The 17,521-nt window shown below is 61.2% G+C and carries 24 protein-coding genes; 7 read left to right on the top strand and 17 right to left on the bottom strand.

Annotated features, from left to right (window positions below; translation table 11 throughout):
- Positions 1-10 precede the first annotated feature (10 nt).
- The 17 genes from N0P34_RS09455 to N0P34_RS09375 all read right to left on the bottom strand — a co-directional run bounded on the left by N0P34_RS09455 (position 11) and on the right by N0P34_RS09375 (position 14,305).
- A complete protein-coding gene (locus N0P34_RS09455; protein ID WP_275606772.1) occupies positions 11-2,299 on the bottom strand; it encodes a hypothetical protein in 2,289 nt (762 codons plus the stop codon).
- Positions 2,296-2,925 carry a phage tail protein I gene (locus N0P34_RS09450; RefSeq protein WP_275606771.1) on the bottom strand — a complete coding sequence of 210 codons (630 nt, stop codon included), beginning with the start codon at positions 2,923-2,925 and terminating at the stop codon, positions 2,296-2,298. The genes N0P34_RS09455 and N0P34_RS09450 overlap by 4 nt, the downstream gene beginning before the upstream one ends.
- Positions 2,922-3,845 (bottom strand): baseplate J/gp47 family protein, encoded by a 924-nt coding sequence (locus N0P34_RS09445; protein WP_275606770.1) that lies wholly within the window; start codon positions 3,843-3,845, stop codon positions 2,922-2,924. The genes N0P34_RS09450 and N0P34_RS09445 overlap by 4 nt, the downstream gene beginning before the upstream one ends.
- Positions 3,846-3,869: 24 nt before the next feature.
- The gene (locus N0P34_RS09440; RefSeq protein ID WP_275606769.1) at positions 3,870-4,250 is read right to left on the bottom strand and encodes a hypothetical protein; all 381 of its coding nucleotides are present in this window, start codon (positions 4,248-4,250) and stop codon (positions 3,870-3,872) included.
- On the bottom strand, positions 4,250-4,468 hold the full coding sequence (locus N0P34_RS09435; protein ID WP_275606768.1) for a hypothetical protein: 219 nt from the start codon (positions 4,466-4,468) through the stop codon (positions 4,250-4,252). Before N0P34_RS09435 ends, N0P34_RS09440 begins: the two co-directional genes overlap by 1 nt.
- Before the next feature lie 8 nt (positions 4,469-4,476).
- Positions 4,477-5,022 carry a phage baseplate assembly protein V gene (locus tag N0P34_RS09430; protein ID WP_275606767.1) on the bottom strand — a complete coding sequence of 182 codons (546 nt, stop codon included), beginning with the start codon at positions 5,020-5,022 and terminating at the stop codon, positions 4,477-4,479.
- Entirely contained in the window at positions 5,019-5,786 is a 768-nt protein-coding gene (locus N0P34_RS09425) for a hypothetical protein (protein WP_275606766.1), read from the bottom strand. Before N0P34_RS09425 ends, N0P34_RS09430 begins: the two co-directional genes overlap by 4 nt.
- Positions 5,787-5,790: 4 nt before the next feature.
- Positions 5,791-6,192 (bottom strand): hypothetical protein, encoded by a 402-nt coding sequence (locus tag N0P34_RS09420; RefSeq protein WP_275606765.1) that lies wholly within the window; start codon positions 6,190-6,192, stop codon positions 5,791-5,793.
- Positions 6,192-7,226, bottom strand: a complete 1,035-nt coding sequence (locus N0P34_RS09415; RefSeq protein WP_275606764.1) for a major capsid protein — start codon at positions 7,224-7,226, stop codon at positions 6,192-6,194. The genes N0P34_RS09420 and N0P34_RS09415 overlap by 1 nt, the downstream gene beginning before the upstream one ends.
- Before the next feature lie 14 nt (positions 7,227-7,240).
- Entirely contained in the window at positions 7,241-7,903 is a 663-nt protein-coding gene (locus N0P34_RS09410) for a head decoration protein (protein ID WP_275606763.1), read from the bottom strand.
- 13 nt (positions 7,904-7,916) lie between these two features.
- Positions 7,917-9,131 carry a S49 family peptidase gene (locus N0P34_RS09405; RefSeq protein ID WP_275606762.1) on the bottom strand — a complete coding sequence of 405 codons (1,215 nt, stop codon included), beginning with the start codon at positions 9,129-9,131 and terminating at the stop codon, positions 7,917-7,919.
- A 10-nt stretch (positions 9,132-9,141) separates the two neighbouring features.
- The gene (locus N0P34_RS09400) at positions 9,142-9,414 is read right to left on the bottom strand and encodes a hypothetical protein (RefSeq protein ID WP_275606761.1); all 273 of its coding nucleotides are present in this window, start codon (positions 9,412-9,414) and stop codon (positions 9,142-9,144) included.
- Positions 9,414-11,135 carry a phage portal protein gene (locus N0P34_RS09395; RefSeq protein WP_275606760.1) on the bottom strand — a complete coding sequence of 574 codons (1,722 nt, stop codon included), beginning with the start codon at positions 11,133-11,135 and terminating at the stop codon, positions 9,414-9,416. The genes N0P34_RS09400 and N0P34_RS09395 overlap by 1 nt, the downstream gene beginning before the upstream one ends.
- A 6-nt stretch (positions 11,136-11,141) precedes the next feature.
- The gene (locus N0P34_RS09390; protein WP_275606759.1) at positions 11,142-12,968 is read right to left on the bottom strand and encodes a terminase gpA endonuclease subunit; all 1,827 of its coding nucleotides are present in this window, start codon (positions 12,966-12,968) and stop codon (positions 11,142-11,144) included.
- 7 nt (positions 12,969-12,975) lie between these two features.
- Positions 12,976-13,494: a hypothetical protein gene (locus N0P34_RS09385; protein ID WP_275606758.1), complete on the bottom strand. Its 519-nt coding sequence runs from the start codon at positions 13,492-13,494 to the stop codon at positions 12,976-12,978.
- Positions 13,495-13,565: 71 nt separating this feature from the next.
- The gene (locus tag N0P34_RS09380) at positions 13,566-13,721 is read right to left on the bottom strand and encodes a hypothetical protein (protein ID WP_275606757.1); all 156 of its coding nucleotides are present in this window, start codon (positions 13,719-13,721) and stop codon (positions 13,566-13,568) included.
- A complete protein-coding gene (locus tag N0P34_RS09375; protein ID WP_275606756.1) occupies positions 13,718-14,305 on the bottom strand; it encodes a hypothetical protein in 588 nt (195 codons plus the stop codon). Before N0P34_RS09375 ends, N0P34_RS09380 begins: the two co-directional genes overlap by 4 nt.
- Positions 14,306-15,154: 849 nt before the next feature.
- Between N0P34_RS09375 and N0P34_RS09370 the strand changes: the two genes are divergently transcribed.
- The 7 genes from N0P34_RS09370 to N0P34_RS09340 all read left to right on the top strand — a co-directional run bounded on the left by N0P34_RS09370 (position 15,155) and on the right by N0P34_RS09340 (position 17,518).
- Positions 15,155-15,289, top strand: coding sequence for a hypothetical protein (locus N0P34_RS09370; RefSeq protein WP_275606755.1), 135 nt, complete (start codon positions 15,155-15,157; stop codon positions 15,287-15,289).
- A 27-nt stretch (positions 15,290-15,316) separates the two neighbouring features.
- A complete protein-coding gene (locus N0P34_RS09365) occupies positions 15,317-15,508 on the top strand; it encodes a hypothetical protein (RefSeq protein ID WP_275606754.1) in 192 nt (63 codons plus the stop codon).
- Positions 15,509-15,549: 41 nt separating this feature from the next.
- Complete coding sequence (locus tag N0P34_RS09360; RefSeq protein ID WP_275606753.1) at positions 15,550-15,771, top strand: hypothetical protein; 222 nt, start codon at positions 15,550-15,552, stop codon at positions 15,769-15,771.
- Between the two features lie 228 nt (positions 15,772-15,999).
- On the top strand, positions 16,000-16,503 hold the full coding sequence (locus N0P34_RS09355; RefSeq protein WP_275606752.1) for a hypothetical protein: 504 nt from the start codon (positions 16,000-16,002) through the stop codon (positions 16,501-16,503).
- Between the two features lie 3 nt (positions 16,504-16,506).
- Entirely contained in the window at positions 16,507-16,722 is a 216-nt protein-coding gene (locus tag N0P34_RS09350) for a hypothetical protein (protein ID WP_275606751.1), read from the top strand.
- A gap of 90 nt (positions 16,723-16,812) precedes the next feature.
- Positions 16,813-17,073: a hypothetical protein gene (locus N0P34_RS09345; RefSeq protein ID WP_275606750.1), complete on the top strand. Its 261-nt coding sequence runs from the start codon at positions 16,813-16,815 to the stop codon at positions 17,071-17,073.
- 34 nt (positions 17,074-17,107) lie between these two features.
- Positions 17,108-17,518: a MucR family transcriptional regulator gene (locus N0P34_RS09340; protein ID WP_275606749.1), complete on the top strand. Its 411-nt coding sequence runs from the start codon at positions 17,108-17,110 to the stop codon at positions 17,516-17,518.
- The last annotated feature ends 3 nt before the right edge of the window (positions 17,519-17,521 follow it).

Genomic DNA, 17,521 nt, shown 5'->3' with positions numbered 1-17,521 from the left:
GACATAATTCCTAGAAGGCGTTGAGTTGGACGTCCTGCCCAAAGGGTACGTCGATGATGTCTGTTGTCGTGGCGTCGATCCTGACCCTGGCACTGGGCGTGCCAGCAGGCAGGTCGAAGTCAGCCTGGATGCGGTAGCGCGTCGGCTTGGCAGGATCCTGCGCGATCATCACAACAGTTGCATCGACGACCGTACCGTCGGCCAACACCAGCTTCGGCACGGCGGTATGCTTGGCCGGATTGAAGTAATCCATCTGCAGCACGACCTGCGCCTGATCGGTGGTGAAACCGAAAGTGCGGATCTTGCTGATCGCCCGCATATCGTCCCGCAAGCGGCCAGAAACCGCCCTTGCATAAGTGTCCAGCTGGATTGCTGGCGCCACGTCCTCGGTGCCGATGAACACGGCTCGCAACTGCACCAGCGGCGGCAGATTGGCCAACGGATTGTCCACCCGCGCATCCATCGGGATCCACTCGGTGTCGCCCTGGGCCTTGATTTCCCACACAAGGGAGGTCGCAGCCGGAGCCCACTTTTTGTAGATCATGTCGATCTCGGTCATGCCGCCAGCCAGATCAAGGCTTTCGAACGGAACGACCAGGCGCGACTTGGTGAATTTCGCCGCGTTGACCCGGAAAGTGAAGTCTTCGGTCGTCGAGCCCTGCGACCATGCGCCATCCGATGAGACAAACGAGGTTCCGCCAGTGAATGCATTGCCGGTGTTCGTCATGATCTGGTGGTTGCCAGTCGTGACAGTGAACCAGGCGTAGCGCTTGCCCTGCCCCAATAGGGTGGGCTGGAAGCTGAACTTGTTCCAGCCGAGCGTCAGGCTGCTGCGCGGCTTCGTGACACGCGCAATAACCGCATTGTAGTCCGGCGCGCCGGAAGCACTGATCTCGCAGATGCAAAGCGTAACGTCGCCAGCAGCGGCATCGACGCGCGTGAAATTCAGATCAATCGAGGTCGCAACCATCACCTGGGACGACAGGAACGTCTGCCCGTAGATAGCGCCCGAAAGGCCGAACTCCTCGGTATTGTAGGTCGTGTACGTCTCGTAATAGGTGTCGCGGATGACCCGCGTCGCCGAGTAGTTCATGTGGCCGTTCTGGGCCGTCTCGGTCTGGTTCCACGGATTGGACGTGGCGCCGTTCGACACCCAGGACTCGCCACCTGCCTGGAACATCGTCCCAGCCTTACGATCACCGTATGCGCCCCACCCCGCCATGTTTTCACAGACGGTCACCGTCTCGCCATAGCGGATGCGTTCATGGGCCACGGTGTGCTGGACGGCCGTCACCACAGTATGAACCGTGTTGGCGATGTCCTTGCGGCCCCCGCCCTCTGGCGAAGTGATGCGCGTGACTTCGGTATAGGCAGGCATCACGAGCTGATTGTTCCAGATCGACACGTCGGGGCTGTCGTAGTTCAGCAGCCGAAGCGTGTGGTCCTTCTGCGCCACATAGGCAAAGCGAATGCCCTCATCGATGCGGTAAAAGCCGCCGGCCGTGAAGTCCCAGTCGTCCTTCACCAGCGCTTGGTCGAACCAGTAATTCCGCGCTTCGTCAGGGAGGTTCAGAGCCTGCCCGTGCCGAGCGGTGTCACGAACGATTTGCGCGAACAGCCGCGGATCAGGAATAGTCTTGATCTGGGCTGCGACGTTGGCCAGATCCGTGCGAATGCTTGCAGTGTCTTCGAATAGCTGCTCAATGCGCACTTCGATGGCGGTAACGCGCCCCTCGACCTCGTAGAGCGTCTTGGCGCGCCACTGCGAGCCCGGCACGATTTCAACGATCCCGGTAGTCTTGAGCAGCACGAATGCAACGCAGGCGTCAGTTTCGGCGATCGTCGGTTTTGCCGCCGGGCCAGGCACTGCAGAGCCCTCCTGCACAACCACCCGAGCGAAGCGCTCCGCGATGACCGGCCGTTGGTCCTGCACAGGTATACGGGTTTCAGGGTCTAGGCTGGTTTCGTACTGACGGGGTTCATCAATCAAACGCGGCTCACCGCGCAGGACAAGAGCGACCCACTTTTCGTCACTGGCTGCCAGCGGGAAATAAGTAATGAGGTTGAGGTCGACCGCCTCCGGAGCGGCATAAACCACACCATTCTCAAAGTAGCGGCCCGGCGTAATTGTGACGACCTGGGCCGTCTTCATGCTCACGGTGAAAGCCGCCCAATGGGCCGGATAGGCGATGACGCCGCCCACCACTTCGTCAATCGCCTCTTGGCCGAAGGTGCCAAGGCGATTGATGTCGGCGGGCTTAAGATACTGCCGAGTGTCAGCGACGACGCGCTTGCTCATAGCCTGTTCCTGTCGCGGTAGGAGTCGAGTTCGTGCCCGGCATCCAGGTCCCAACCATCATCTAAGGTGATGGGGACGCGGTGCCCGAAGGACACGGTGTATTGGGTCTCAGGAGCCTTGGAGATGGTCAGGGCCTGCATGGCCCGGTCCAGCGGTTGCTCGTCGATCGGGACAAGGGCGTCGTCGTCCAGCGCAGAGAGGCCAAGGCAGAATGCGGCCTTGTGAGCCGAGAGGTTCGTCTTAACCAGAAAGCGCGCCACATAGGCAGGATGGTCGTAGGGGTCGAGTCCCAACGCCATGTAATCAAGCGGGCGATTAGCGGGATGGGAGACCTTATGGACGATCTCGGCATCGACATAGGCTAGGAACCGAGCCGGTGCTGCCCGGGTGCCGATCAGGCTGGCCAGCGCCGTCCAATCGTCGATAATCTGACGCTTACGATCTTCTGACCAATCCGCGAACCAGAACCGGACCCCCTCATGGATTGCCAAGAACGGCAGCCATTCTGCAGATGTCTGGGCCGGGTCCATCACCGCGCCAAACGGGATCGGCAAATCCGCTTCGGCACCGGCCATCAAGGCCTTCTCGAACGGGTCCGAGTTGGACGGCAGCAACTCCACCGTCATGCTCGCACCTCGACATTTATGGTAAGCCCGGTCATTACCGGGATGGTGTAGAGGTCCGCGTCGAACACCACCGGGGCGGCATCGTGCACCCTGATGATGCTGGGCCCGTAGGCGGCACCAGCAAGATAGGCAGGGGGTAGCTCGCCCCCGATGATCGCACGGGCCTCAGCGGCGCGCTCGACGCGCGCTACAGCCTCGTTGCGAATGAGTTCAGGATCCGGCCCACGTGGCACCTCAAGGGTGAGGTGGACCGAATACTCATGGCGCTTGGCGTTCACAACAGTGACGGCGACGGCCTCCGGCTGCACCCACGGTGCGGTAACAGCTGCGCGAACTGTCGCCAGTTCTTCTTGTGTAGCTTCGCGACCAAAGGGGCCGGCAATGACAATGTCCGTATCGCCGCGTCGGCCGTGGACGGCATGGCCATTCACCCGAGCGTCCCACAGGCCCTGGGTGCGGCCCTGAGACTGCGGCCAAGCCGTCCGTGCTTCATAGAGGTAGCGCGCAGCCGAGCCCGCTGAAAATCGTTCGAAGCTGTCGAAGTAGCGCTTGAGGAGAGATTCATCGCTCTCCATAACCGCAGCACTGGTAGACGTAGCTGGGATGACGACCAGCCTCCCCACACCTTGACGGGCGACGACATTGTCGAGGTTCGTTCCCGTGCTCAGAGGCGCCAGCAGGGCCTTGATGGCATCATTAACGCGCTGGCGATCCAGCAAGCGCAGATAGCTCAGCGCCTGCCCCACGATGACCACTGGATCGGTTTCCAGCGGCTCCACGTCGTATTGCGGCAGGGTGGGGTCGAGTGCACGGGCAAGCGCCCATTCCTCGAGAAACTTGGTCACAAACCCTTGGAACAGCTGCTCATGCGAAAGCGGCTCTATCACCGCCGGCACCGGCAAGCGCGAGAGATCGATCATGAGCATGATTTCCGGTTTGAAAGGTCACGTCCCCGGCGCGAGCACTACAGCCCCATCGCGGATCGTGATGAAAAATCTGGCCTGCTGCCAGTCGAGATGGGCGTAGGGTCGAATTTCGCCCACCATTTCGAGGTCGAAGACCCCGTCTCTCGACATATCGAGAGGTGCAAAATGGCGGATACGAAAGCGCGGCTCGAAGAGTTCGACGAGCGCCCAGACAATCGTCACCCATTGGAGGATGACGCTTGCACCTGCGGTTTGACCGATCAGGCGCAAGCCTGGGTTCCCGACCCACTCTCGCATTATGCGCTCGCCAAGAGCCGTCGTGACGAGCTTGGATATGCTCTGCTCAATGTGGGGGAGCCCATCGATAACCTTGCCAGTACGCGCGTCGATCCCGGCCATTACGGACGCCTTTTGGCGCCGCCTGGCTTGCCATCATTGTCATGGTCGAACTTCTGAGGATCGACCCCATTGAAGGCGCCTTTTAGCCGAATATGGCCAAGACGCAGGGGGTGCGCCGCCTGATTGTCGGTCAGGAAAATGGGCTTGTTCGCGCCAGGGCTCTTCTGCCCCGCAACTTCCCGGCCGGCGGTCTCGGTAACGATGTATTCCTGCTTCATTGCTCACCTCAGTGGGGTACGTTGGTATCGGCGCCACCGGGCACCACGCCGCCGTGGACGTGTGTATCGCCGACATTGACACCGTTGTGGGTATGGCTCGGGCCGACGACAAAGACGCCGCCTTCGGTAATCTGAATTCCAGAGCCACCGACCATCACGGATATCTCGCTTTCAGACCACGAGACCTTCACGCTGCCCAGTTCCATGATCTTGACATCAGGATCATCGGACAGGGCCTCGAATCCTTCAGACCAATGCAGCGGCACTACGCGGGCCTGTTCGATGTCGCCGCTGGCTGATTGCAGGCTGACCTGCTGACCCACCGACGGCAGGTCGTGAAACTTCATCTTCCCGGCCGTCTGAGCCACCTTCACCCAAGGTGAAAGCACCTCCTCGCCATCCGGGTCAGTGCCGATAACAACGCGGACGGCATGCTTGGCGCCATCCACTTCCTTGACACGGCCGCGATACTCGACCCCAGCAATGCGTCGCTCCGCCTCTACGGCCCGGCTCAGCACCGATATGAGCAAGCGAACAAGTCTGTCGTCGCTCATGGCCGACGCTCCGTATCCGTGTATGTCACGCCAGAGACCAGTGCGGGATCATCCTGCGCAGTGCTGTCAGCCGGACCCAAGCCAATGCTGTCCACAGAGCCCCTGGAGAGGCCAAGGGCGGCTTGAACTTGTTCCCAGCTGGACAGGTCTTCGGGATCAGTGATCAGCTTCTCGAAGAAGCTGGCGTAGTCCCGATAGTCTGGATCGGCGGCCATCGCAGCGCACATTTTCTGCCATCCGGGCAGCAAATGGACGCCGAAGTCGGGATCGGGCACCGTGCGCAGTCGCATGGTCACTTCTACGCAGGGAACAGTGTTGCCGGCCTCGATCTGATAGAGGAGCGGCCGGCTCTCGATTTCCAGAACTTTGATGACGAAGATGTCCCAGATGTCTTGCCATGGCGCCGGCGCGCCCCTGAGCGCGGCTTCGATCTGTCGCCAGACAATATCCATGACCATGGCGCCACCAGTATTCGTGGTGGTCAGCTCGATATAGTCGTCCACTACAACCGGCGTTGGCGGCACCAGAATGTCGAAGATCAGTTCGATCGTGGCGTCCGTGCCCTGGGTGGCCTTGCCGATGATGTTCGGCGACCTCTTGCCGGTGTAGACGGCGATGCAGGGAAGGCTGTCACCCTCCCCCACCCTTGCCTTCCACTCGACCAATGGGTCGACTGGGCTGTTGAAGATCAGATCGCGAGCAAGCGTCCTGTCCTTCAGCATGCGGGAGACCACAAGCCGGAGGGCGAAGGACACAAGGCTCATTGGGTCACTCCGATTTCAGCAGCTTGCATGGGCATACCAGCCGTCCAACTTCGTCGGGCTGAGCGGCAATAACGTCAAGGCGATGCACGCCATCCTTCAACCGGGCAATCAGATGATCACCCTGCTGCGGCCAGTCGGCGCGCGACGTGAATGAAGCAATGTCGAAGGAAACATGCACCTTCTCAGCCGCCAAGTCGGGTTGGAAGGCATCATATTGTTCCTTGCCCTTCGCCGGGGTCACACGTGGGTTGAAGTCGACGATACCGACCAGATTGCGCTTGGGGCGGATGGGATCGTCAACGACACTCACCTCCCCGCGCTTCTTGGGATGGAACTCGACGGGGTCACCAAAGACCCCGTCAATGTGAGTGGAGACGATCCGCTCGTATTGAGCGAAGATCGACATCAGTCCTTGCGTCCGCGCAGCAGCATTTCTGGCCGGGTGCAGATGAACAGCGGATAGCTGTAGAGTTCAACACGGCGCCAGGCGTCTCGCTGAAGATCCTTCAGCATCAGCATGTAGCGATCGCGGCCACGCTGGTTCACATAGGGGAAGAACTCTGCAGGAGCCCAAGCCACCTGGAAAGCGCCGCGAGCACCCACCGGGAAGAACTTCACCTTGTTGGTGTCGATGGCCAGCGTGGTGCCGTCATCGGTGCCACGATAATTGATGAAGGTCACGCCCTCGATCTCGATCGAAGAGAACCCTTCGATGTTCTCGAGTTCGCGCGTGCGATCGTTGTTGACGCGCAGGTCGATGTAGTCCGGGTGCGAGACCAGGGCATCGAAGAACTCGTCGCCGGCCAGGCCGTAGACGCGGGTGCGCGTCGTCCAGAGGCCCTTGGAGAGCTTCTGCATGGTGCGCTTGAGATCACGGAGCTTCTTGCGCAGCGAGCCCTTGGCAGGGTTGGCAGCGGTGAGGCTGAAGTTGATCTCGGTTGGCTCAGCGACGTTCCACTGGGAATACCAGTTGTTGATCAGTGTGCTGCCATCGGCATCGTAGACTTTGCCGGTGATCGCGCCGAGACGCATGTGCTCCCACGTGAGCTCCATGTCCTCGGTGATACGCTGAGTGCGATCAGCGATTTCACGGCCCACTTCCTTCACCTGATCGCTGAACGGCAGAGACATGACGCCCTGCAGGGATTCAGCATAGATCGTCGAGCCCTTTGCCAGACGGGTTGTCTGGAAGGGGCGGAGCTTGGAGGGCTCAAGGCCGAGCTCGACAGGCGGAGCGCCGGTCTCGGAGGTGGGAATAAGCTCGAGCCCGCGATCGGTGTTGGCGATCAGGATGGTGCGCGAGCGGGAATAGATGGGCTCGAACAAGTTGAGAGAGCCCAGCAGTTCGGGCTTGTAGTCGACACGAGCGACGACTTTTTCGTTCAGCTCCGCCGTGCGAAAGGCCGCATGGTCGAAGATATTCATGACGGTTTCAGGCATGCCCTCGACCCCTCTTAGCGGAAGATGATGTGACGAGCGGCGAGTTGGGCCTGGGCGGCCGCCTGCTGCTCTGCGGTGATGCCTTCCGGCCACACGATGAGGCCGGCATGCACTTCGGTCTCGCGGACGTTCGCCACGGCGCGGACATCGACGGGGTTGTCGTCTCCGTCGACCTCGATCACGCGGCCTTCCCAGAGGATGCCAACCGCCTCCTCGAGGCCGTTGCCTGCGGACAGATCGAGCGGGCCATAGGGGCCGTCCGAGAGGTCGACGGTAATGTCGAAGCCGTCACCGGCCACGAAAGCAGTGCCGCCGGCCGTGATGGTAAAGCCCAGGTCATCCGAATAGGCGGAACCAGTGCTACCGGATTTCACCTTGAAGCCCTCAGGATCGACGACGTCGAACTTGGTCGCGGCGGTGAATTCGACATGATAGACGCCGGCCTTCGCGCCCTTCTTTGCCGTGACGGCGCTGACGGTGCCATTGCCGGTATTCCCGCCAGACTTTGCCGTGGCTGCGATTTCGCCAACGCGAACCTTGCCCAGGACGGTGCCGGTGACAATGCGGCCGGCCTCGGTGCCGCGCAGCGTGATCTGCTCGCGGGAGCGATAGATCTCTTCTGAAACGATGTGGTAGCCAGCGCCTTCGAGGCTGGTCGTCAGTGGTGCGGTGTACATCCTGCGCCCTCCTTTACTTCTTGCGCCCGAAGGCGTCGTCCCAGTCGAAAGCGACTTCCTGCTCACCGGCCTCACCGGCAAACGCCAGGCCATCGCCCTGCTTTTTCTGGTTCTTGAAATCTTCGGCCTTCTGGGCGTCAGTTTTCTCGACAGCGGCAGGGCCGGCATCTTTCAGGATGGCGATTGCGGCTTCAGCGGTGAGGCCAAGCTGGGCTGCGAGGCTTGCGGCGAGCTTGGGGTTCGCCTTGCCTTCATCGCTGCCTAGAATAGCCGTCTGGCGGGTCTGATAGGATGCGATGCCATCAGCAACCGCCTTGTCCAGTTCTGCCTTGGTGTAGGTCTTCTCTTCGCCGGACGCGCCGGGGTCGTTTGCCATGGATCGTGCTCCTGTTGGCTTTGTGGTGCGGCGCGAGCCGCGTTGAGTGAGGTCGGCAAATACGCTCTCGAAAGACCCGACAGCGTCGGCCATCTTGAGTTTCACGGCGTTGGCGCCGATCTCGACGCCGCCGGCGCCGAAGTCTTTGATGACAGTGGCCTCATCGATGCCGCGATGCTTCGCGACAGCAGCGATAAACACGGCTTCGAGTTCGTCGACGCGGCGCTGGATGAGGGCCTTGCCTTCGTCGGTGTCGTAGTCGGGGCGCTTGCCAGGGGCCTTGGAAGACACAAACTCGACAGTCTTCACGCCGCGGCGCTCGTCAGCCACCGTCCGGTCCTCGATGCCAAGGATGACGCCTATGGAGCCGACAATGCTTGCGTCACTCATGACGACCTTGCCGAAGGCCGTGCCCAGCCAGTAGCCCGCCGAGCACATTTGCCCGCTGACATAGGCCACCATCGGCTTCGCGCCGCGGGCCGCGAAGATGGAAGCTGCAAGTTCGTCGCAGCCGTTCACCGTACCGCCCGGCGTGTCGAACAGGCCGATGATGCCACTGATCTTTGGGTCATCAAGAGCGGTCTGGAAATCCGTCGCCATGGTGGCGTAGGACGTCGCTCCAGACATAGCCTGGAAGAGGTTCGCCTTCTTGAACATGGGGCCGGCGAAATCGATGATCGCGACATCGTCGCGGATACGCAGACCGGCGCCCTTTTCATGGAACTTGGTGCGATACGCCTCCAGGGCCTCCGGGGTGACCTCGTTGGTGCGCCCTGCGATGGCCAGGAGGCTTTCGAGCGCGTCAGCGCGCATCGCCCAGGCTTCCGCGAGGGCAACGTCATAAATTGACATGTCGAGTTTCCTACCTAGACCGGTAACCGGCTGTGATCGCGAAGCGGCGGGCAGGAAGCCCCCTCTTCTCCCGGCATTGCCGTTCCAGATCGCTCATGACGTCGGTCCACGCTGCCATGTCGGGCTTGTGAAACCAGACCTCGCGATCCCGGAACATGATCTTCTGAGGCTGCCCAGACAGGCGCGCCTCCATGTATGCCGGCCGCAGCGTCGAATACGCCACGCACGGATCGAACGGGGCATCAGGGGTGTCCGCGAAGACCACGTTGAAGTCGATCGCCATCACTCGGTCTCCAGATCGGACTCAATTTCCTCCGCCAACGCGTCTTCAGGGTCGCGTTCAGGGTCATCCTTGGCCCCACGGCGCTTCTTGGACGGCGGATTGCGCTTTTCCTGGCCGTCATTGTCCGGATCGTTCAGCTCCGCCTCCTGCCCCTCCCTGGTCTGAAGAGGATCTGTTGGCGCCCAGGGCAAGGGAAGCCCGAGCCGCTCAGCCAACTCGTTCTCACGAGCCTGCTGATGGAGCGCATCGTCCCAGTCCATTCCGTAGTCGGTGAAGATTTCATCGAGCGTAGTGGCACCCATGGACTTGCGAACCTCATGGGCTCGCGCGGTCTTGAAATCGTCCGCCTGAGGCTGGCGGGGACCAGCCCATTTGGCACGGCAGATCGCGTCCCGGTTCTCATAGAAGGCATCGAGGCCACCCGGGATCTTGATGCGGCCAGTGGCGATATCCTCCTCGAGGACGCTGTCTGCGGCCTCTTGGCAGAACGGAACAATCAGCCCGTCCCGTCGGCGGATCACACCAAGCCATTCCTTCGAACCCGCCATGCGGACAGAGGAATAGGTCGCCCCGCGATAGTCGCCGGTGGCGCTCTCGTAGGAGACACCAGCAGCAGCCGCGATTTCCAGCCAGAGCCAGCGGGCGATGGGGTCAAATTCATCGCCAGCCGCTTTGGACTCGACGAAATCGAGCTCATCGTTCGGAAACAGGTGAGCGATGCGGCCATGAGACGCCAGGTCGATCTTTGAGCCGTCATACCATCCGGCCTTGGCATCGCCGAACTTGGCGACGTCGAGGGCCGCGTTCTGCTGAACCTGATCCGTCTCGGTCATCAAACCTTCGAAGGCAGCCAGACCTTGAAGATTGCTCTTCACGACCGCAGCGAAAATTGTCTGGATCAGCTTCTTGGTCAGGTTGGCATCGGAATATTGCTCAAACTGACGGTAGGCCTTCATGCCAGTGGCAATGTCCGCGACGTTGCGCGTCTGTGCCACGGCCGGCATGAACCGGTGAATCACCCGGAGGAACCCGTGTCGGTCACGAACGGGAACCTCGCGCTCTTCCAGCGCCCCGTACGAGTTCTTCGCCAGGAGCCGAATTGCGATAGGCATTCCGTCGTCGTCGATGCGGACGCCCTGAACAAGGTTCATGCCGTCCGATGTGTTCGAGATGCGGGATGGCGGCAGCAGCTTGAACTTGGTCAGGTATTTCGAGCCCGGCCGCTCAATCGTTCGGTTCAGGGCAAGGCCTTCACCGAAAGCCAAGGCGCACCAGTAGTAGGCCTGCTGCTGCTGGCCGAAGTTCATCTGCGCACTGGCATCGCAGTGATATGGATTGCTGGCCCAAGCCTGGAAGCTGGATTCGCGCTGCCGGGAGAACTCCGCGGCGAACTCCTTGGACCAGCCCAAGGTGTCGATATCGGGCTGCGCGGACATCCTGAGCCCCGACCCCACGACCTGGGCCGTGCTGACGTCCAGCACGCCTCGGATGAAGCCAGAATGCTGATAGCCGTGAATGACACGGGCCGCCTGCTTTTCCCACGATCCGCCGACGACATCGGATTGCTCCCGCAACATCGGCATGAAGCCCTGTAGGAACGTGTTGGGCTCCCGATTGTACTGCACGTAGGGCGCCTGACGCTGGTCGAGCGCGGTCGTGGTAAGCGGCGATGTGCCTGCACGCACGCGATAGCGCGGTTTGGCCACCAGTTCTCCGCTCATGGAAACCTACCCGTTCAGCCTGCTGGCAATTGCTTTGAAATTAGGAGCAGCCTTGGGCTGCGGTCCCTTGGTCAGTTCAATACGGCGCGCGTCGTAGTCGAAGCGGCACAGGCTTTTCACGGCAATGGCGTAGACCAGAGTATCGAGCGCTTCCGCTTGGCGGTTCTCGATGCGCTCGAATTTCACCACCGGACGGCCGGAGACGTATTTCAGCTTCTGCGGCTCCGAATTGACCTGCCGGAACCACTCTTCGCCCAGTGTCTCGGAGAACCGGAATGCCTGCGGCCGCTTCTCGCCGTTCTCTAGCGTTCGGCTCAGCGGCAGGCTGATCGCGATATCGGCCTTGATCTGATCGACGCCAACATTGAAGAATGTCGCGCCCTTGAAGCGCTTGTGTTTGGAACGACTGATCGAGATGATCGGCTTTGCTCCGCCCACGCCCTTGATCGCCACCACCTTTCGGTCGAGCCGGGTCGCGGTGAAGTCGTAGACATACTGGGTCATATTGCCGTCGCCGGCGTCGATAGCAGCGGCCTCGATCCCGATAGTGCCGCCAAGCGGATGCTTCCAGCGCGTGATAAGGAAGCTGTCCAGCTCGTCCCAGGTGCTCTGTAGGTTAGGCGGCCCCATAATGACGTAGTGGCCCAGCGTGATACGCTGAACGCCATCCCAGCCCAGAATGGTGCATTCCAGACGGTCGACCTGAACGTCGACGCCAACCGTGATGAACGCGACCTCCGAGGGAATATCCTCCCGCCAACAATCGTTCTCCTGGTCCCACTCGATGCCGAACGCTTCCACGCGGCCCATAAGCTGTTCTTCGGTGACGCGATTACGCGTGGCAGACCAGACCTGGCCCAACACGGTGTTCACGAACACCTGCATGTCGGCATGGCTCTTTTCAGCCAGCACGAATTCTTGCGCCAGTTTGGCCCAGCTCGCGTTCTCGAAAAGCGAGATCAACGAATTAAGCCGGAAACCGGCATGCCCCTTCACCTCAGGCTTGGTAGCGCGCCATTCACCGGCCGCGACCATGGCGGCCTTGTTGTGTTCCTCGATTTCAGAGCCGCACGAGGGGCAGTTGGCGACGGCCTTTTCAGGCTGCCCTTTGGGCCACGACATGTGATCCCAAAGCAATTCGAACGGCGTTTCGCAATGAGGGCACGGCACTTCGAATATGCGCTGGTCCGATTCCTCGTAACGCTTCGCGATGATCGAGGCGTCTTCATCCGTCGGCGTCGAGCCGAAGATGATCTTGCGATCGGCCTTCGAAATCGTCCGCTTCTCAGCGAGCTTGATCGGATCGCCTTCCTTGGTGACCTCCATGCCGTCGACTTCGTCGCCGATCAGAACGCGAATGGTGTGACGGCGCAGGTTGCGCGGCGCCCTGGCCGAGATGACCTTGAGCGAGCCGCCGCCATGCATCTTGCGCTGCGTCAGCGTGTTCCGGCCATCCATGCGGCCCTGAACCATTAGACCGCGCAATGCAGGCACCGCCTTGAAGGCAGGATCGATCTCGTCGACCACAATGCCGCGAGTGTCGTCGTCGGTCGGCATCAAGAGCATGATGGCCGATGGATCATTAGCAGCGAATGCACCGATCGTGGCGACCAGGGACTTCGTGTAACCGGTGCGAGCTGCCTTGATGACAGACACCCGCTCGATCAGCGGATCGCCCATCGCGTCTAGAATGCCCTTCTGGAACTTCCAGGGGCGGAAGCGCTCGTTCGTGCCGTCGTCAACGAGGCGAAAGTTCTTCTCGGCCCAGTCGGAGTACGACAGGACCTCTGGCGGGCGCAGGGCAGCAGCAGCGCGAAGCGCCGCCGCCGACAATGCGTTGTTACTCATCTGACCTCAAATCACCGACGTGCGTGCCCGCCACGCCTATTTCGATCTCATCCGCGGTGCTATTGAGCACATCGCGAACGAGTAACCGGGCTGTTTCTTGTTCATGAGCCCCGAAGTGGGGAATCTGCGTGCGCAACTGGCCGGGAAGAGCCAACAGCGATGACTTGACGTGCTGGAGGATCGCGGCCCAACCGGTCGCCACCTCGCCCAGTGTCAGTACCTCGCCCTTCATCTGGGCGAGCTTGATTTCCGATATCTCGCGCTCGATTGCCGCCTGCTTGGCGCGCTCCTCTGCGAGGGCGCTGTCCTTGCTCCGACCCGCCGCCTTGTTGCGCAGATCCTCAAGGTATGCCGTGATGGTCGGCAGCGTCTGGTACATGCCACGCTGCTCGGCGGGCTGAACGACGCCAGAGGCAATGAGGTTGTCGATGGTCCGGATCGAGACGCCAAACAAGATCGACAGATCGGCTCGGCTACAGGTAGCCGGGATCCAGTCGCCTCCAGCGCTCAATTTAGCAATCCGTTCTAATTTATCAGGGGCGCTGCGCTACTCTGCGCAATGCAAACCGCACTTACGACCAGCTACACAGAATGAATTCGCTTCCGCTTCGCGTCCCGTCGGCGAGCATGGCGATTGCCGCGCTCCTCGAAGGGATTGCCGATGATCGGCACGTCCGGCAGCACGCCGGCATGCGGATTGACGCATAGGCAGGCCATGACAGCGAGCACGAAAATCATGTCACTACCCTCAGCACATGCCGGAGAACCCGGCGTTCTAGGTCCAGTTTGAGATAGGCGCCGGCCGCAAGCTCATTGCGCCAGCCGGGCTTGGACAATTCGTTCGCCAGTACGACGGAGTAGATCTTCCGAAGGCTCTTACTGTCCTTGCCGCGCCGGACCCATACAGTACCCTTCGCAAAGAAGGTGCCCTTGTGAATGCGCCTGCGCCCCCAGGCCGAGGCTTCAACACCAGGCATCGAACTGACAGCCCCGCCGCGGCGCCCTTCGGCAAAGGGGTTGAGGTCGCGAACCCAGTTTGGCGAGCCATATTCCTCCAAGCCCACAGCCTTATCGGCGGTCTGAACGACCGCCATCATGTTGTGCCCGGGGATCGCCCTTTTCACCGTCGTTGCCCGCGCCATTCGGCTGCGCGGCACCCCGGTAAAGTCTGACACTCGAGCCAATGACTGACGGCGCTGTTCTTCAGCGTGTTCCGTAAGGCCAGTTGCAGCGGCCCGTTTCATGGCTGGACTGGCCAGCACCTTCGCAATCGCCTTGAATTCGCTGACGTTCGTAACCCTGGCGGTCATTTTCACGGCCATGGCTGAACACCTTCGGGGCTGAACCCCCTATAAAATGAAAGTTGAGCGCGCATCGGCGGTCGGGTGCCGCCCCCAATCAGTCACACCTGCGTACGGTCCCTAAAGCATCGCTCCATGGCACAGGGAAGGCCGGTGGCAGGCCTAGTCGTGCATGTCCAACTCGGAGGTCGTCCGTCGCGCTTCGTCCGTCTATGGGCCTCTCTGTGGGTCGGCGTGTCCTGGGTGCCTGAGCGTGCCCGCGATCTGGCGTGTGGCTGCTCGAGCAGGCGCCGGCGCGTGTGCGGTCTGGCCTGGGCTGCAGTTGGTGCAGGCACGCGAACAGAAAGCCCCTCCGCTGGGTGTAGGCAGGAGCCCAGGCGGAGGGGTCGAGGTCGTCTCAAGTCAGGGAGGAGTGTCCCTGGCATACCTCTGTGAGGCTATCAGGGAACGAGGTGAAAGTGCCTGTATTTGACTCACCCGTCTATGAGGTGAGGAGAGTCCGCCCTTTGAGTTGGGGAGAGGCATTGAAGGGGCAGAGGGCGGAGGCGTTTCGGGTTCACATTTCCCCGGGCGGCAAAGCTGGTACGGCACCGCCGGCCACCAGGCGCCAGAGCAGCGCCTGCAGCCATCCCGGCTGAGGTCCACAGGCCAAACACCAGTCGCAGGCCTTGCCCCTCCCACGCCGGCCGAGGCCAGGTTAACCACTGGACAAGCCTGTGATATTTTTAGGGATTCATCCCGATTTTATCGCCGAATCATGTTGACGTTCGGGAAGTATCCCGATAGGGTCATTACATCGAAGGGGAACACAGAGGCGCTCATGCCGCCCCCTTCGCAAGGCGCTTATGCCGACCAGCAAGGAAGATGAAGATGACCTCAGTCCAGTTCGCAGTTTATGCCCTCGCAGCCGTCGTTTTCCTCCCCCTCATCTTTCCCGCCGTCGCAGTAACCTTCGCTACCATCGGCGCGGTCGCCAACCTCATCGAGCAGCGCCTTTCCCGCTAAAGGACGCGCGACACGGGAGTAAACTGCATGATCCGCTTTTCACTGAATCCGAATGTCTACAGCGACCGCAGGTGCCGAACTGGGGTGGTTCTGCGCCGAACTTTGGCCACCCACTGGCCCATGGAGGTTCGTTTCGACGACGGGACCGTGGGCTATGTCAACTCGCAAGACTACGAAACCATCGAACCGACCACCGCCGATCCGGCTCTGGCCGCTTAGTATCCACCAAGGCGCTTATGCCACCCGAAAGGAAACACCAGATGCCCCGTCCACCAGTTCAAGCCCAACACGCATACACGGTAGTCGAGAACGCCGGCTACGAGCGCGAAACCGATCTCAGATCGTTCCCCACTTACGGCGCCGCGCAAGCCTTCCTCGAGCGCCAGTACACCAACGACGAGCGCGATGTGATGTCAGAGACCTGCCTCCACCCTGCCATTCGTCTTGATCGCGCTGACGGCACCAGCTCGTACGAACTCTAGCGCCTCGCCCTGCCCTCCCACAGAGGGCAGCACCGGACGCTAGTCCACCCAGGGCGCTCATGCCCGCCGAGAGGAACCGATCATGCAGACCAACTGCGCACCCATGCCGCGCCCTACCCACCCACCACGGGGCGACAACCGCAAGCTGTTCAAGCTCGACCGCAACACCGCCCGCCGTGCCGCCGACGCTCGCAAGCGCGGCTGGCTAAATCAGTAGGAGCGCGACCCATGGCACACGATCAGAACAATATTGCTACCTGGCCGCTCCAAGAGCAGGCGAAGCGCCTCTGGGAAGTCGAGGGCGGACACTGCGTCTTGTTCTTGGTCAGCACCCTGGCCGGCGCGGATTATGAGCACGGCCCCGATGACCTTGGCAGTCTTATGGACGCCGCCGTCGAACTCTGCTCGCCCATTGAAGACTGGGACGCAGCAGCTACCGAAGAGGGCTGGGAAGCTGACGGGCGCGGCTTCTGGTTCCACCCCGACACCGACGAAGGCAAGGACGAAGACCTCAGGGCCGAAGATGTCGTCGACGAGCCCCATTACATGGAAATTTATGAGCATTGGATCGTGTCCGACTGGCTCGCTGACCAGCTCGCCGCCAAGGGCGAGAAGGTCGACAAGGACTTCGCCGGGCTGACCATCTGGGCCCGCACCACTACAGGCCAAGCCGTCTATGCCGATCACGTCATCGAGCAAATTGCCGCTGAGACTTATGGGCGGGAGGGCTGAGAGGTGCAGACCATCACTCGCTTCCGACGCGATCCCACCATGGCCCTTGTGATTGCCGCCGTGGCCTCGAGCTTCATCAGCGGCGGCGCCGTGGGAGTGCTCGCCACCCTCCCCGCCATTGCCCAGCCCGCTCAGGTGATCCCCTGCGCAATAGCTACAGACCCAATCGCCTGCCTGATTGAGGAGGCAGACGAAGCAGAGGAGCCGCCGCACTCATGAACCCCAATGTTTGGGCCACAGGCCCACCATGCGCGGGCCCTGCCCGCCTCCCTCGGCACTCATGCCAACCCGTAACAAGGAGATTTCCGAATGCCACCAACCGCAGAATATTCCGTGACCCGCGCCAGCTATGCAAAGGGCATGCTTGCCGTTCGCTGCCCCTCGAAAACCGGCTTAAAGACCCGCGCCGCCCGCCTGATCGGCGATGGCCTGAAATGCCGCTGGGTCAACCGCGAGGGCGCCTATATCGCGTCTCCCTCGAAGGTCGCCAGGTTCGAGCGCATGCATGCAGATGGCTGGGACGCCAACTATGTGACGGGTGCGCTGGAGCCACCAATGCAACCCGCCTAAGCCCTGTCCTTTCACACCTGCTTGGAGAACAAAATTGACCGCAGACCCAAATACTTTCCGCACCGTTGAGATCGTGTGTGCCTTTGTCAGCCACAACACCATTCCACCGTCCGAATTGCCTGCCCTGATTTCGTCCGTCCATGCGTCTTTGGCCGCTCTGGGAGCTATTGCCGCGCCACCAGCGCCCGCAATCGAGCCCGCTGTGCCCGTCCGCAAGTCGGTAACGCCGGAGTTCATAATCTGCCTAGAAGACGGCAAGAAGTTCAAATCTCTCAAGCGGCATCTGCGGACCCACTACAACCTGACGCCGGACGAATACCGGGCGAAATGGGGCCTTCCTGCAGACTACCCCATGACCGCTGCTGCCTATTCGGCGCGCCGCTCTCAGCTGGCCAAAGACAATGGTCTGGGTCGCAAGGCCAATCCTATCCGGGCCGTGGCCTAGTCG

The organism is Devosia sp. FJ2-5-3, from assembly GCF_029201545.1.
In the GTDB taxonomy this organism is placed as follows: Bacteria; Pseudomonadota; Alphaproteobacteria; order Rhizobiales; family Devosiaceae; genus Devosia.
This window is presented reverse-complemented; position numbering and strand designations above follow the sequence as displayed.

Excerpts from the sequence above, each read along its gene's own strand:
- N0P34_RS09455 (WP_275606772.1), bottom strand. The coding sequence starts at position 2,299 with ATGAGCAAGCGCGTCGTCGCTGACACTCGGCAGTATCTTAAGCCCGCC.
- N0P34_RS09450 (WP_275606771.1), bottom strand. The coding sequence starts at position 2,925 with ATGACGGTGGAGTTGCTGCCGTCCAACTCGGACCCGTTCGAGAAGGCC.
- N0P34_RS09445 (WP_275606770.1), bottom strand. The coding sequence starts at position 3,845 with ATGATCGATCTCTCGCGCTTGCCGGTGCCGGCGGTGATAGAGCCGCTT.
- N0P34_RS09440 (WP_275606769.1), bottom strand. The coding sequence starts at position 4,250 with ATGGCCGGGATCGACGCGCGTACTGGCAAGGTTATCGATGGGCTCCCC.
- N0P34_RS09435 (WP_275606768.1), bottom strand. The coding sequence starts at position 4,468 with ATGAAGCAGGAATACATCGTTACCGAGACCGCCGGCCGGGAAGTTGCG.
- N0P34_RS09430 (WP_275606767.1), bottom strand. The coding sequence starts at position 5,022 with ATGAGCGACGACAGACTTGTTCGCTTGCTCATATCGGTGCTGAGCCGG.
- N0P34_RS09425 (WP_275606766.1), bottom strand. The coding sequence starts at position 5,786 with ATGAGCCTTGTGTCCTTCGCCCTCCGGCTTGTGGTCTCCCGCATGCTG.
- N0P34_RS09420 (WP_275606765.1), bottom strand. The coding sequence starts at position 6,192 with ATGTCGATCTTCGCTCAATACGAGCGGATCGTCTCCACTCACATTGAC.
- N0P34_RS09415 (WP_275606764.1), bottom strand. The coding sequence starts at position 7,226 with ATGCCTGAAACCGTCATGAATATCTTCGACCATGCGGCCTTTCGCACG.
- N0P34_RS09410 (WP_275606763.1), bottom strand. The coding sequence starts at position 7,903 with ATGTACACCGCACCACTGACGACCAGCCTCGAAGGCGCTGGCTACCAC.
- N0P34_RS09405 (WP_275606762.1), bottom strand. The coding sequence starts at position 9,131 with ATGTCAATTTATGACGTTGCCCTCGCGGAAGCCTGGGCGATGCGCGCT.
- N0P34_RS09400 (WP_275606761.1), bottom strand. The coding sequence starts at position 9,414 with ATGGCGATCGACTTCAACGTGGTCTTCGCGGACACCCCTGATGCCCCG.
- N0P34_RS09395 (WP_275606760.1), bottom strand. The coding sequence starts at position 11,135 with ATGAGCGGAGAACTGGTGGCCAAACCGCGCTATCGCGTGCGTGCAGGC.
- N0P34_RS09380 (WP_275606757.1), bottom strand. The coding sequence starts at position 13,721 with ATGATTTTCGTGCTCGCTGTCATGGCCTGCCTATGCGTCAATCCGCAT.
- N0P34_RS09375 (WP_275606756.1), bottom strand. The coding sequence starts at position 14,305 with ATGGCCGTGAAAATGACCGCCAGGGTTACGAACGTCAGCGAATTCAAG.
- N0P34_RS09370 (WP_275606755.1), top strand. The coding sequence starts at position 15,155 with ATGACCTCAGTCCAGTTCGCAGTTTATGCCCTCGCAGCCGTCGTTTTC.
- N0P34_RS09365 (WP_275606754.1), top strand. The coding sequence starts at position 15,317 with ATGATCCGCTTTTCACTGAATCCGAATGTCTACAGCGACCGCAGGTGC.
- N0P34_RS09360 (WP_275606753.1), top strand. The coding sequence starts at position 15,550 with ATGCCCCGTCCACCAGTTCAAGCCCAACACGCATACACGGTAGTCGAG.
- N0P34_RS09355 (WP_275606752.1), top strand. The coding sequence starts at position 16,000 with ATGGCACACGATCAGAACAATATTGCTACCTGGCCGCTCCAAGAGCAG.
- N0P34_RS09345 (WP_275606750.1), top strand. The coding sequence starts at position 16,813 with ATGCCACCAACCGCAGAATATTCCGTGACCCGCGCCAGCTATGCAAAG.